Below are 12,742 nucleotides of genomic sequence, written 5' to 3'. Positions count from 1 at the left end.
ATGCCCACACCTCTAAGCAGGAAGCAATTCGGGCATTATCTAAGTGTTGTAGAGCCGCTGATCATAAAATGAATGGGAAAAAAATTAGGGCGAGCTTAAGTAAGCTCGCCCTAATTTTTATTGAATGTTGACTTTTCACTGGAACTTTTTAAATCCAGGTTACGGCACACTACGCAAACGTAGAGCCTGGGGATAGTTAACTATGCCATCTGATGTTTTTTTGACATAGCTAGTAACATGAATTAAACTACCTCTTGCTAATCAACAAAAGAATCTTTATCAATGCATCCGACTGAAGAAGCTGCTGTCCCTACTCGCGTTATCGGTTTAATTAGTGGCACGTCCGTAGATGGCATAGACGCTGCTTTGGTAGAGATTTCCGGTACAGAATTGGATCTCAAAGTTGAGTTGCTAGCGGGCGCAACATATCCTTATCCAGCCGAACTCAGAGAAAAAATATTGGCGGTTGGTGCAGGCGTTGCCATTTCAATGGCAGAATTGGCAGAAATAGATGATGCGATCGCCATTGTCTTTGCCCAAGCCGCTCAAAATATTCAAATTGATCATCAGCCAGCAACTCTCATTGGTTCCCACGGTCAGACAGTTTATCATCGACCACCTGCGGATAGGGAAATAGAAAAGAAAACCACTCCTTATTCCCCACTCGGTTATAGTCTGCAAATAGGGCGCGGTGAATTAATTGCCCATCTTACGGGCATTACAACTGTGAGCAATTTCCGTGTTGCTGATATCGCTATTGGTGGTCATGGTGCGCCTCTCGTACCCAGAGTAGATGCCTATTTACTCAGTCATCCCCAGGAAGGGCGTTGTATTCAAAACATCGGTGGTATTGGCAATGTTGCTTATATTCCACCTCGACATGGCGACTGGCTCTCAAAAATTCGCGCTTGGGATACTGGCCCAGGAAATAGTCTGTTGGATCTGGCGGTAGAGCATTTAAGCGCTGGTGCTAAAACTTACGATGAAGATGGCAATTGGGCAGCGAGTGGTACTCCTTGCCATCCATTGGTAGAACAATGGCTCAACCAAGACTACTTTCATCTACCGCCGCCCAAATCGACTGGACGAGAGTTATTTGGTGTGACTTACCTGCATCAGTGTTTAAAAGATGCCCAAGCATACCAACTTAATCCTGCTGACATACTGGCAACCCTTACCGAACTTACAGCTGCTTCAATTGTTCACAGTTACCGCACTTTTTTGCCGGAAATGCCACAACGGGTACTATTATGTGGCGGTGGTAGTCGAAATCTCTATTTGAAACAAAGATTACAGTTATTATTGACATCAATACCAGTCTGGACTACAGATGAAGTCGGATTGAGTGCAGATTTTAAAGAAGCGATCGCCTTTGCAGTTTTAGCCTACTGGCGACATTTGGGTATCCCTGGCAACTTACCTACTGCCACTGGAGCACCTCAAGAAGTACTTTTGGGAGAAATACATCAAAGTCAGTCCTGAGTCCTAAAACAGGAACAATAAAACAGGAGTCAGAATTCAGAATTCAGAATTCAGAATTGGTGAATACTCTACCCATAAAGGGATAGAGTTTTAAGGCGAGAATATTTTAATTTTTTCGCGCCACTTGCGGGCAAGATTTTAAACCAATATTAATTACCCAGTCGGACTCCAATTCAATTCTGAATTCTGACTCCTGAGTTCTGAATTCTTCTTATAACAAGACAAAAAAATTTCTTTATCGAGGATGTTGGAGGCAGATAGCGCAGCGTTAGCGAGTCCGCGAGCGTCGGGCAGTCAAGAGTAGAGGAAAACTGCCCGACGCTCCTTTCCTGAGCTACCGCTGCGCTATCTGTAACAGCCCGCATAGGGTCTTGGGTTTAAGACAAGAACTCCAAATTTTTAATTTGGTGGCTCTTTTTCAGGAGGGGTTTGAATCCCATAAGTGAAAAAAAACCTTCTGCCTCCTGCCTCCTGACTCCTGCCTCCTGCCTCCTGCCTCCTTCAATCTTCACGGGCTAAACGCCCCGCTATCGCTAACACAACTTAGTACTGCTATAACTGTAGTCTTGGCGGTACTCGATCAAGGCAGGGAATATAAAAGGTGGCTCATACTTTTTTATTGGAACCAGGACGCTGGACAATGCAAGGAAATTGGCTAGAACGTAATGGTATGCCAATCAGTGTCAAGGGTATGACCTTGGTAGCTTGGAATCGAGATAACTGGTTTACTATGGCTACAAAACTGATATTCCCAGGTAGCGATCGCTCAGAAATCTCTCTACAATACAAGGGGCGGCTACATGATGGAGAGCGTCAGTATACTTTTTTACTACAACATAATATTTTGGGGCAGGTTGAAGGCGAAGGCTGGATTGGTCTAGATACTATCGTACAGCGTTACTGGGTACTAGGCGATCGTCAGCGTCGTAGCGGCTTTGAAACCCTACACCGGATTTCGGAAGATACATATTACCTCAGTAGTGGCATATTGGCTGGTCATTTTTTAACTAACACAATGGAAGCTAGTCTAGAGCGTCAGCCAACCTAACCCGAATTTCTCACTCATAGAGTCGGATAGTGCGGAGGAGGTGTTGTTGCACAAAGCACTCAATGTTTGCCCATTCTCAATTCCTCCTCATTCTCCCCACACTCCCCACACTCCCAACGAGCTTAAGGAATCATCATTTATTCTCACTTAACTACTGAGTTGTATACTAAAAAATAAATTATCAAATTATCGTCAGACTTTTAGTATTTTTACCGAATCTTGTAGTCTAGAGTCCAGTTTTATGAATCCTAAAGTCTCTGTCATTATCCCTGCTTACAATACTGAAGCTTATATTGCGAAGTCAATAGAATCAGCTTTAGAGCAAACACTTACTGATATTGAAGTTATTATAGTCGATGATGCTTCAAGTGATAAAACTGTCGAAGTCGCTAAAAGTTTTAAAGACCAACGTCTCAAAGTAATAGTTAATCAACAAAATCTTGGGGCTGCTGCTGCACGAAATCGTGCCCTTAGAGCAGCCCAAGGAGAATGGATTGCTGTCCTTGATTCAGATGATTGGTATGCTCCAGAAAGATTAGAAAAGCTTGTGTCGCGGGCAAATGAAATAAATGCAGACATGATTGCTGATGATGTTTACTTAATCAAGGATGGTGAAACATCCCCTTGGAGCACATTAATTGAAGAAAGTGGAGAAAGTATAGATAAAGTTCTCCAAATTGATATCGTTTATTTTGTAGAAACTGATGTCTATGGACAACCAGGGTTGCATCTTGGTTTAAGCAAGCCTCTATTCAAACGAGAATTTTTGGTTAAGCACGGCATCGAATATGATGAAGACATCAGAATGGGTCAAGACTTTTGGCTGGATATGAAATGCTTAATCAAAGGAGCTCGCTTTTTTATTGAACCAAAACCTTATTATTTCTACCGTTCGCGCCCTGGCTCTCTTGTATATCAAAGCCAATTACCACGTCTAAATCAATACTGCAAAGCTACTAATTCTTTCATGCAACAAGAGATTGTGAAAAAGAATCCAGCTTTAATGCACGCTCTGTCTTATAATCTTGCAGTCTATAAGAAAAATGTAGCTTACCTTCAAGTTGTAGAGCCAATAAAACAAGGGAAATTGATCACAGCATTGACAGAAATTAGGAACAATCCAGGCTTTATTTATGATTTTATTTCCCGATTGAACAAAATTATCGAGCGTCGATTTCAATACTATGTAATGGGTAATAAATCAAGTTTTGACATTTATCCTAATATACAAAAAAAACGAAAAACTACCAATTAGTAGCTATGACAGTTTTATTAATAAAAAGGCATCATTACATAGTTTTATAATGAGCCTAAAGGTCAAAAATATGGTCAGGCAATAAGAGGATTTTTTAAGAGTATTGGGCGACTATGATTAGCTACTACATAAGCAAAGTCTGCCTCCGTGGAAAGCATACCAATTCAAGGGTTTGATGACCTGCGGAGGTGAGTTTTGTCTGTGTAGTCAGGCCAGTGCGGTCTTCTCCGAATATAGAAAGCTCGTCTCGCACCGAAGGGGAGACGCTCTAGCGTGTAGTGCAGCCTCTCGTATAGAAGAGACTGCACTCTGCACTCATTACTCAATTTTCAGAACTCTGTGGTGAGTGTGGTACTTCCTAATTAAAGTTTTTGGCATACCCCAGAGTTATCTATTTAGTCAAAATTGGGCAAACTAAAACTACACCACAATTAAAGTGCAAAATGGTACAAAGCATCATTATAAATCTACCTTTTCTGCTTGTTTGATTTAGCATATTGCACCAGTTGTAATAACCGTCTTGGTTACAAACTGCTAGATTATGGTTTCAATCCTCTAAAAGACGACTGAAAAAGCTAGTACAGCACCGCCCAAATAGAGCAACGATTGAAAATCGCACAAAAGCCTATCCTATAAGCTTTTTGCCTTTTGACTTCCGACTTCTAGCTTGCGGTACGAGCGTAGAAAGTCATTTCTAGACGCAATAACTTTTTCCTCCCAAACACTTACAACCTGCTTTTGGATTCAAATTTTCTATGTCAGACCCCAACATTGGTCGCTTACTCAGCAAACGCTACCAACTCCAGGAGTTAATCGGTACTGGAGCAATGGGTCGGGTTTATCGTGCTAAAGATACTTTGTTGGGAGGTGTACCTGTTGCGGTTAAGTTTCTGGCTCTCTCAATCCAAAATGAAAAGATGCGATTGCAAGACCGCTTTGAGCGAGAAGCAAAAACCTGTGCTTTACTAGGGCAAAAAAGCATCCATATTGTCCGAGTTATGGATTATGGCGTAGATGACAATAACACCCCGTTCTACGTCATGGAATATCTACAAGGACAAAGCCTGAACAATATTATTCGCAAGCAACGACTGCCTTTACCAAGATTCCTGAGTATGGCGCGTCAACTCAGCCTAGGATTACAGTGCGCCCATGATGGCATCCCAGTTGATGGTACTATTTGCCCAATTATCCATCGTGATGTCAAGCCAAGTAATATGCTGGTGATTCAAGATCCCAGTTTTGGAGAATTGGTCAAGGTTCTAGATTTTGGTATTGCTAAATTATTACAGTCAGATGGTGACCATACAAAATTCTATTTAGGGACATTGGCTTATTCTTCTCCCGAACAGATGGAGGGTAAGGAATTAGACAACCGTGCTGATATTTATAGTTTGGGCGTCATGATGTTTGAGATGCTCACAGGCAAAATGCCACTGGTAGCACCAACTCACTCTTTTGGAGCATGGTATAAAACACATCACTATCAAAAACCACGTTCTTTTGCTGAGGTTGTGCCTGGATTAGAACTACCAAAAGAAATTGAAAATTTGGTGATGAGTTGTCTAGCTAAACTAGCACGCGATCGCCCCCAAAGCATCACTGAAATTCTCAGAGTTTTAGCATCTCTAGAAAAGCCTGAGCATACACGCAAAATTCAGCAAGACAGCCATGCTCTAGTTCCTTCTAGTACAGCTAGCCCTGAGCTTGAACAAAAGACTAAAGCCGATTTGCGGGTATCCTGGTCAAACGATGAAATCGCTCGTGCCATTTCCTGGCCCCAAAATAAACCAATTGCCGATATTGTCTTTCCCCAGACCATTCAAACCAATGGGGAGATTCTACCAGCCCTATGGGTGATGCTACCACAAGCAGAAATTCAAAAGCGCTTACTCTGTACCCGCTATAACCAATTTCTTTTCATCTCTATTCCTCATCCTATGTTGCTATGGATTACTGTCATCTATAACCGCAAGCATGGTGCTAAATGGTTGCCTTATTACCTTGATCTCAAAAGCAGTCTTGGTCAAGAAATTGCCAGATTACTCCAGCACACAGGTTACTACCGCTTGTTATTCTTTGCACGAGAAACACCAAATCGCTGTACCCATATCTTACTTTCCAGCGTCGCTTCTGCCCAACGCCAGCGATTACAAGAGTGGGTCGCAATGAGCAACACCTTAATGTCCTCTGCTGACCCACAAATCAGTAAAAGCTTACTCAAAAGCGAGTATGAAAAGATTAAGCCTCAAATTTTAACAAAACTAGAAAGTATTGATACAGATTCTCCATACGATCTTTCCAGCTAGTAGTCTGTCAATCCAAATTTGACGGCTTAGGACTGACACAGAGACGCGGAGAATTTTAAATAAAGCAAACTTGCCTTGAGAGACTACTAGGAATAATTTCTTAATGTTACCTGTTTTAGATGTAACTAAGGGGTCGTCACTCAAATAATGTAAACTTTTATAAACAAAATATATATAAAGATGTAACTTCTAGTTATATGTATAAAGAGTGAAATCACTAGCTGCTCAATTAGTGCTGTCTAAATTCTCTCTGAATATTCCTCTGTATACATTCCAGGAAATTGTCAATTTACGCAGGTGTGATTCTCCGACTAGACGAAACAAGAAGAAGTTTGGCTAAAGTAAACAGAAATTTTAGTCTACAAAGCTGAAATTAAGTCTAGACTCCAACAGATATGCCGTAGAAAATGTTACTCATTCTTAGTTAATTTCGTGGATTGAACTTTTGCATAGCTCTTGTGGAATTACTTATCGAAGTTGACGCCCCGACATCCCCAGCTCTTTTCCTCCTTGGAACCAAGCAAGAGAAGGAGGTCGCCCACTGCGACATCAGAACGACTCTATGCCATAGTGGAACCGGAATCTAAGCCCCACTGGTGCTTAAGAAGCTCTTGATAAGTTGCCTCGCGCACAACCATTTGTTCATAGAGCTTAACTAAAAAGTCTTTAGCTTGGTCGTGGCTCATATTTTGTACCTGAGTAGCAAATGAGCAGATGCTGAATTGCTGTTCCAAAGATAGTTTCATGGGTTGATTCATAGTTAACTCCGAAAAAACAACGCGTAAAGGTGATATCGCTCACAGAAGTCCAAATGGGATAAGATTTGGACTCATATCTGTCCAACATTTGTTCCTCCGTATTACGAAAGATAACAATTGTTTGACAGATTGCCCACATCCGAAATGTGGACTTTTTCTGCTCTGATATCTTGCACCTAATCCTACTGATATACCACCCAAGTTCTTTGAACCATATTCCGGAAAATAGGCTCTATTTAGCCTCGGATAAGTATAACTACCTCCCTGATTCCTTCCTGCTTCGCACAATTCTCCTTTGAGGAGAAGATCAGGTGCTATGCTTAAACGTCTTAGTTTTTCTGTTAAAAAAACCTAAGATGCTTTCTCCTCCAGTATGGAGGAAGCTTCGGAGGGCGGAGATTTTAAGGAGGTTGGGGAATTAATGGTAATAAGCGTGAATTATAGTCGCTCTACCTTATTGCGTGCAAGATGTCAATTAACCAATTTATGCAAATCTAGCCTCTTTAGGTCATTTTAGAGGCTAAAAATATTTGTATCAAATTGTAAAAAAGAAAAATGCTCACACTGAACAAATTACTGAGTATATTTACCGGATTTGTCCTTTGTCCTTGGAAAAAGAGCAATAACTAATGACTATTTTCTTCGAGTGAGACGATGACAACTGTAATGTTATCGTGCCCTCCGTGGTCTTTGGCAGCCTCAATTAGAGAGATGGCAGCTTTATCAAGCCAAGGACTATCTTGCAAACAGCTAGCAATCTTTTGCTCAACAAGTTCTTCTGTAAGACCATCACTACATAACAGCAAGCGATCGCCAGCTTTGACATCTAGTGGTTGTACATCAATCTGATGTAAGTCTTCACGTCCCAAACAGCGGGATAATACATGACGAAAAGGATGTAATCGTGCTTCATCTAAGGTGATGTCACCGATTTTGATTGCTCGTGCTACCCAAGTGTGGTCTTCTGTTACCTGTTCTAAGTGCGACTCCCGCAAGCGATACAGCCGCGAATCGCCAACATGAGCGCACCAAGGCGACTCTGGAGCGCGAAAAATCACTGCTACAACCGTTGTCCCCATGTCGGCGCGTTCGGGATGGTTTTGCTGATCCCGCAAAATCGCTTCATTGGCTCCCCACAAAGCTTGCTCTAGCAATTCTTGAGAAGATTTAGAAGATTCCCAATTTGCTACCAAATACGCCTGAATTTCTCCAGTAGCAATGCGACTTGCTTCCTCACCTCCGGCATGACCACCCATTCCATCGGCGACGACGAAAAACCGACCTTCTGGGTCGATATAGTAAGCATCCTGATTAGTAGAACGAATAAGTCCCGGATCGCTAAAACCCGTGAAATTGAGTTTCATAATTTTTTTTGCAACAATTAATACATACGATCGTAACGGTCTAGGCGTAAAAGTAGTCGGATCAGGATCACTGAGAGCGCCGCTACAATTAAACCAGGCACTAGTGCCCACCATACATAATTGCTAACCACTAAAATCGTAGCTGAAAGTGTGAAACCACTGATTAACAGAGCATAACTTATTGAGAGTTGAATACTGCTCTGTCGTCGTAGCAGGCGTTCGGTTTCTATAGATCGAACGCGCAAGCGCATATCTCCCTGCTCTAGCTTCTCCAGTGTATCCTCTAATCTACGTGGTAGACCAAAGGCGGTACTACTTACCTGAGCTGCTTGGCGACTTAATTCGTTCAGAAAGCTATTCCCCTCAGAACCATTCATATCGGTCATAAGTTGCATTGCATACGGTTTGGCAACTTCCATAAAGTTAAATTCTGGATCTAAACCCTTGCCTACCCCTTCTAGGGTAGAAAAGGCTCGCATCACAAAAGTGAAAGTTGCAGGAAATCTAAATGGCTGATTATAAGCTATTTCGTAAAGGTCGTCACTGATTGCCGCGACTGATTGGTTTTCAAAGGGCTTATCCATGAAATTGTCCAGCATATACTGGACGGAACGCCGGACTGGCCCCATGTCATCGGTTGGGGCGATCGCACCTAAATCGATGAGAGACTGCACAACGCGATCGCCATCTTTTTGGGCAATGCCAAACAGTGTTTGCATCAGTCCTTCGCGGATGTTGGACTTAATCCGCCCCATCATCCCGAAATCGTAGAATATGAGAGCGCCATTTGCACTGACGGCAATATTGCCTGGGTGAGGATCGGCGTGGAAAAAGCCACTATTGAGTAATTGTAGTAAGTAGGCTTGAGCGCCTTGACGAGCGATCGCTTTTCGATCCAAACCCGCTGCTTCTAAAGCTTCGTATTGGCTAATTTTAATTCCAGGAAGATATTCCAAAGTCAGCACTCTGGAAGTGGCGTAACGCCAGTATATTCTGGGGACATTCACCCAATCGTAGCCGCGAAAGTTCCGGCGAAAAGTATCGGCGTTACGACCTTCGTTAAGATAATCAATTTCTTCCCAAAGAATGCGACAACATTCTTCGTAAATACCTAACCAATCTCTCCCCCGTCCCCATTTGGGATGGTTTTGAAAGTAGCGGGTAATTCCCTTGAGAATCTGTAAATCTATTTCAAATAACTTCTTTAGTCCAGGACGTTGCACCTTGACAACAACCGATTCCCCAGTATGTAGCACAGCTTTGTGCACTTGCCCCAAGCTAGCGGCAGCTAAGGGAATCGGTTCAAAATTATGGAAGAGTTCAGGAATTTTTTTGCCTAGTTCTTTCTCAATGGTCGCTTCTACTTGCTCATAGCTAAATGCCGGTACTTTGTCTTGTAACTTGGCTAGTTCTTCTACATATTCACCAGGGAATATATCAGCACGGGTAGAAAAAAGTTGCCCAACTTTGATGAAGGTTGGGCCTAAATCAAGTAGGGTATTGCGAATCCAAACCGCTTGGGTTTTGCGTCTTGCGGCTTGCTTTGCGTCACTCACACCACCCGGATAACTCCAAGATTTGTTGTATAGCCAAAGTTTGAACAATAAGGTCAAGACAAAAGACCAAATGTCCACAAAACGCCGTCTGCTAGAGTATTTTTCCCGATTCCAACGGTATGCCTTCTCTGAATAACCTTGTTCCATATACTTTGTTTACCGTTGGTTTGCGACCGAATCACTTGGAAGAAAAGACACTCTGATTCCTAAACTGTTTTTTTCTTAAGTGTCCTTTGTCATTTGTCATTTGTACATAATTTTTGACCAATGACTAATAACCAATGACTAATGACTAAAATTTATGCAGAAGTTCGGCGATAATGCTGCAATTCTGTTCGTAACAGGGCAATTTCTGCTCTTAATTCGTCAATATCTGCTTGCAAGTCACCGGAATCAGAGCTGGTTTGTCTAGTACCTGTAGTAGATTGACCAGCATTAGCTGATTCTGCTGCCCGATTTGCCCGTTCTAGGACTTCTTCTGTAAACTGGCGCAGTTGCTCTCTAGCTTCTGCATCAAATTTGCCCAGATCGCTCAAAGCATCGGTCAAGGCGACCTCTAAACGCTCATTAACTACTTCTGCTACCGCTCTGCCTACGAAAAAGGCTTGCACAAGGGGATTACTCATAAATTTTTGTTACGTTGCACCGCAAGAGAATTATAACTTGCCTGTATGCTTTGCGGCTTCTATTGTAGAGCTAGAAATTTGGCGTTGGCGATCGCTTTATTGATGGCATTCCAGCAACTCTCGATAATATTGCTCTGGTGTACTCGGTAAATAAGTCGTCATTTGCAAAGTTTGTTCCTTCAATTTGAACCCTTGGGTAATGTTAATCCGGCTGAGGAAATCGATATCGTGGGAAATTACCCAAAGCGCTCCTTGGTAATCATTGATACCTACTACCATTTGTTCAACGGTTTCAATATCCAGGTTATTAGTTGGCTCATCGAGAATCAGTAAATCGATTTCTGAGATACTTATCATAGCGATCGCTAATCTTGCTAATTCACCCCCACTCAGTACAGAAGCGCTTTTGTGAACATCATCATATTTAAAGAGGAAGTGTCCTAGTTGTTGACGCAAAAGCTGATAGCTGAGATTAGGATTGACAGCTTGCATATTTTCCAAAAGTGTGTATTGGCGATTTACCAATTCGTAGGTTTGATCGAGATATACAGCTTTCATCGCTGGTGTGAGCAAAACCTCACCTGACTCCAAAACTGCTGCTTGGTTTTCTATCCCCAAAATTGCTTTGACCAAACTCGATTTACCAGAACCGTTTGCGCCGATAATAGCTATGCGATCGCCAGATGATATATGCAGTTGAATATTTTGAATCAATAAACGTTCTGATATCCTCAGATTTGCACCCTGGATATTGATTAGATTTCGACGTTTTTGATTTTTTTCTTCTAGCTGAATACTCGTTACTTTCGTAGTTTTGACCTTCGTCTCTGCAACCTTTTGATTAGCCTTTGCTACTGCTGCTTCATGTTTCTTTTTCGCAGTTCCGGTAGACACCTCAGCTTTGGTTTTAATCAGTCCGGCTGCCATTCTATCAATACTACCATTGAGAAACTTGGCGCGACCGCTGCGACTTGATTGGGCTGCGCGTTGCTGCTCTTGCATAGCTGTGGCTTGGGCACGTTTGAGTTCCTTTCTAGCGGCTTCGTGCGATCGCAATGCTACCTCTAACTCGATTTCTTTCTGTTCTCGATAGTGTGAGAAATTACCACCATATATTTTCAAGCCAACAGGTGTAAGTTCCCAGGTGACATCTGTCACTTGGTCTAGGAAAAAAGGCTTATGTGAGACAATTACAAAAGCACCGGGAAAATCTTGAAGAAACTGCTTTAAGCTTTCTAGCGCTTCCAAATCCATGTGATTTGTTGGCTCATCAAGTAATAGCAAGTTTGGTTCTTGAGCTAAACCGATTGCCAGAAATAGTTTAGTAAGTTCTCCACCACTCAAGTTAGTAATTGGTAGTGACAGGTCAAGATTTGTGTGAAATTGTGTTTGTAAAATCTCCTCAATATTCCACCATTCATCAGAGATAGAAATCAAAAAATTAAGCACTGTATCTGCTGTAATTTCTTTCCTGATAGTACTGATTTGTGGCAAATAATAGACAACACTATTACGCCAAACTGAGCCTGTATTGGGGCTGAGTTGACTTGCAAGTATCTTGAGTAGGGTTGATTTTCCTATTCCGTTGCGACCGACTAAAGCAATGCGATCGCCCGCCTCGATACTCACATGAACTTCTTGAAATAAAGTTCTGTCTAAGCTGAGATTATAGGCTAAATTCTCAGCTACCAATATTGATTTTTTCGGCATTCTTCTCAAACCTCAATTCGCAAATTCTCACCCGCATTTTTCCAAAATCTGCGGGTAGATTAGACACAAAAAAGTAGCCGTAGACACTTGTCAATCGGTTTATTGTAGATATGAATGATGACAATATTTTTAGTGCATGACTATGTGAAGTAACCCTGTCAAACTAGTTGCGTTTATTCTTCGTTGACATTTGTTGCTTTGGTGCAACAGGTGTTTGGTACTACTTCATTTGTGCTATCTCGTTGGAGTTGTGATGAGGTTTGATATTGACTACAGTGTAACACTAAGGAATTTCGGAAAGCGAGGATGCGATCGCTTTTTCTATTTCCACACTCCCCAGCCTTACTAAAAAGACTTACAGCAGTTTGATTCTGTCTTAAATACTCTTGTGGGGTAGGCATCTTGCCATTGGTGTCAAGTTAAAGCCTCAGCCCAGATGTCAAGAGACCTTGCGGCATTGCGTCGGTGTCGTCGGCGAATAGCTTTAACCAAGCTCATATAGGAATCCGGTTTGATTACTGAAAGCATTTGCGTAGGTAGGCAATAGGCAAAAGGCAATAGGCAATAGGATTTCAGAAGATTAAGGTAGTACCGAATTTTTTTCAAAAATCAAATACTGAGTCCTATAGAAAGC

Annotated in this window: 10 protein-coding genes; 4 read left to right on the top strand and 6 right to left on the bottom strand. The window is 42.0% G+C overall.

What is annotated here, in order from left to right; all coding sequences use genetic code 11:
* The first annotated feature begins 282 nt into the window (after positions 1-282).
* The 4 genes from RRG12_RS07980 to RRG12_RS07965 all read left to right on the top strand — a co-directional run bounded on the left by RRG12_RS07980 (position 283) and on the right by RRG12_RS07965 (position 6,094).
* The gene (locus RRG12_RS07980; protein WP_069069370.1) at positions 283-1,482 is read left to right on the top strand and encodes an anhydro-N-acetylmuramic acid kinase; all 1,200 of its coding nucleotides are present in this window, start codon (positions 283-285) and stop codon (positions 1,480-1,482) included.
* A 601-nt stretch (positions 1,483-2,083) separates the two neighbouring features.
* Positions 2,084-2,530 carry a hypothetical protein gene (locus tag RRG12_RS07975; RefSeq protein WP_069069371.1) on the top strand — a complete coding sequence of 149 codons (447 nt, stop codon included), beginning with the start codon at positions 2,084-2,086 and terminating at the stop codon, positions 2,528-2,530.
* Positions 2,531-2,771: 241 nt separating this feature from the next.
* Positions 2,772-3,785: a glycosyltransferase family 2 protein gene (locus RRG12_RS07970; RefSeq protein ID WP_420758907.1), complete on the top strand. Its 1,014-nt coding sequence runs from the start codon at positions 2,772-2,774 to the stop codon at positions 3,783-3,785.
* Between the two features lie 755 nt (positions 3,786-4,540).
* Positions 4,541-6,094: a serine/threonine-protein kinase gene (locus RRG12_RS07965; protein ID WP_420758906.1), complete on the top strand. Its 1,554-nt coding sequence runs from the start codon at positions 4,541-4,543 to the stop codon at positions 6,092-6,094.
* 560 nt (positions 6,095-6,654) lie between these two features.
* On the opposite strand, the gene RRG12_RS07960 is transcribed toward RRG12_RS07965, so the two are convergent.
* The 6 genes from RRG12_RS07960 to RRG12_RS07935 all read right to left on the bottom strand — a co-directional run bounded on the left by RRG12_RS07960 (position 6,655) and on the right by RRG12_RS07935 (position 12,509).
* Positions 6,655-6,852, bottom strand: a complete 198-nt coding sequence (locus RRG12_RS07960) for an NblA/ycf18 family protein (protein WP_041565841.1) — start codon at positions 6,850-6,852, stop codon at positions 6,655-6,657.
* Between the two features lie 626 nt (positions 6,853-7,478).
* A complete protein-coding gene (locus tag RRG12_RS07955) occupies positions 7,479-8,216 on the bottom strand; it encodes a Stp1/IreP family PP2C-type Ser/Thr phosphatase (protein ID WP_069069374.1) in 738 nt (245 codons plus the stop codon).
* A gap of 17 nt (positions 8,217-8,233) precedes the next feature.
* Positions 8,234-9,919, bottom strand: coding sequence for an ABC1 kinase family protein (locus tag RRG12_RS07950; protein WP_069069375.1), 1,686 nt, complete (start codon positions 9,917-9,919; stop codon positions 8,234-8,236).
* A gap of 152 nt (positions 9,920-10,071) precedes the next feature.
* Positions 10,072-10,398, bottom strand: a complete 327-nt coding sequence (locus RRG12_RS07945; RefSeq protein WP_069069376.1) for a DUF6825 family protein — start codon at positions 10,396-10,398, stop codon at positions 10,072-10,074.
* A 96-nt stretch (positions 10,399-10,494) separates the two neighbouring features.
* Entirely contained in the window at positions 10,495-12,108 is a 1,614-nt protein-coding gene (gene abc-f, locus RRG12_RS07940) for a ribosomal protection-like ABC-F family protein (RefSeq protein ID WP_420758905.1), read from the bottom strand.
* Between the two features lie 173 nt (positions 12,109-12,281).
* Entirely contained in the window at positions 12,282-12,509 is a 228-nt protein-coding gene (locus RRG12_RS07935) for a hypothetical protein (protein WP_141699674.1), read from the bottom strand.
* Positions 12,510-12,742: the final 233 nt, after the last annotated feature.

Source organism: Nostoc sp. CALU 546 (assembly GCF_048836525.1).
Note: the sequence above shows the minus strand (reverse complement) of the source record. Positions and strands in the feature narration are given on the sequence as shown.

Excerpts from the sequence above, each read along its gene's own strand:
- RRG12_RS07935 (WP_141699674.1), bottom strand. The coding sequence starts at position 12,509 with ATGCCTACCCCACAAGAGTATTTAAGACAGAATCAAACTGCTGTAAGT.
- RRG12_RS07965 (WP_420758906.1), top strand. The coding sequence starts at position 4,541 with ATGTCAGACCCCAACATTGGTCGCTTACTCAGCAAACGCTACCAACTC.
- RRG12_RS07970 (WP_420758907.1), top strand. The coding sequence starts at position 2,772 with ATGAATCCTAAAGTCTCTGTCATTATCCCTGCTTACAATACTGAAGCT.
- RRG12_RS07980 (WP_069069370.1), top strand. The coding sequence starts at position 283 with ATGCATCCGACTGAAGAAGCTGCTGTCCCTACTCGCGTTATCGGTTTA.
- abc-f (WP_420758905.1), bottom strand. The coding sequence starts at position 12,108 with ATGCCGAAAAAATCAATATTGGTAGCTGAGAATTTAGCCTATAATCTC.
- RRG12_RS07950 (WP_069069375.1), bottom strand. The coding sequence starts at position 9,919 with ATGGAACAAGGTTATTCAGAGAAGGCATACCGTTGGAATCGGGAAAAA.
- RRG12_RS07960 (WP_041565841.1), bottom strand. The coding sequence starts at position 6,852 with ATGAATCAACCCATGAAACTATCTTTGGAACAGCAATTCAGCATCTGC.
- RRG12_RS07955 (WP_069069374.1), bottom strand. The coding sequence starts at position 8,216 with ATGAAACTCAATTTCACGGGTTTTAGCGATCCGGGACTTATTCGTTCT.
- RRG12_RS07945 (WP_069069376.1), bottom strand. The coding sequence starts at position 10,398 with ATGAGTAATCCCCTTGTGCAAGCCTTTTTCGTAGGCAGAGCGGTAGCA.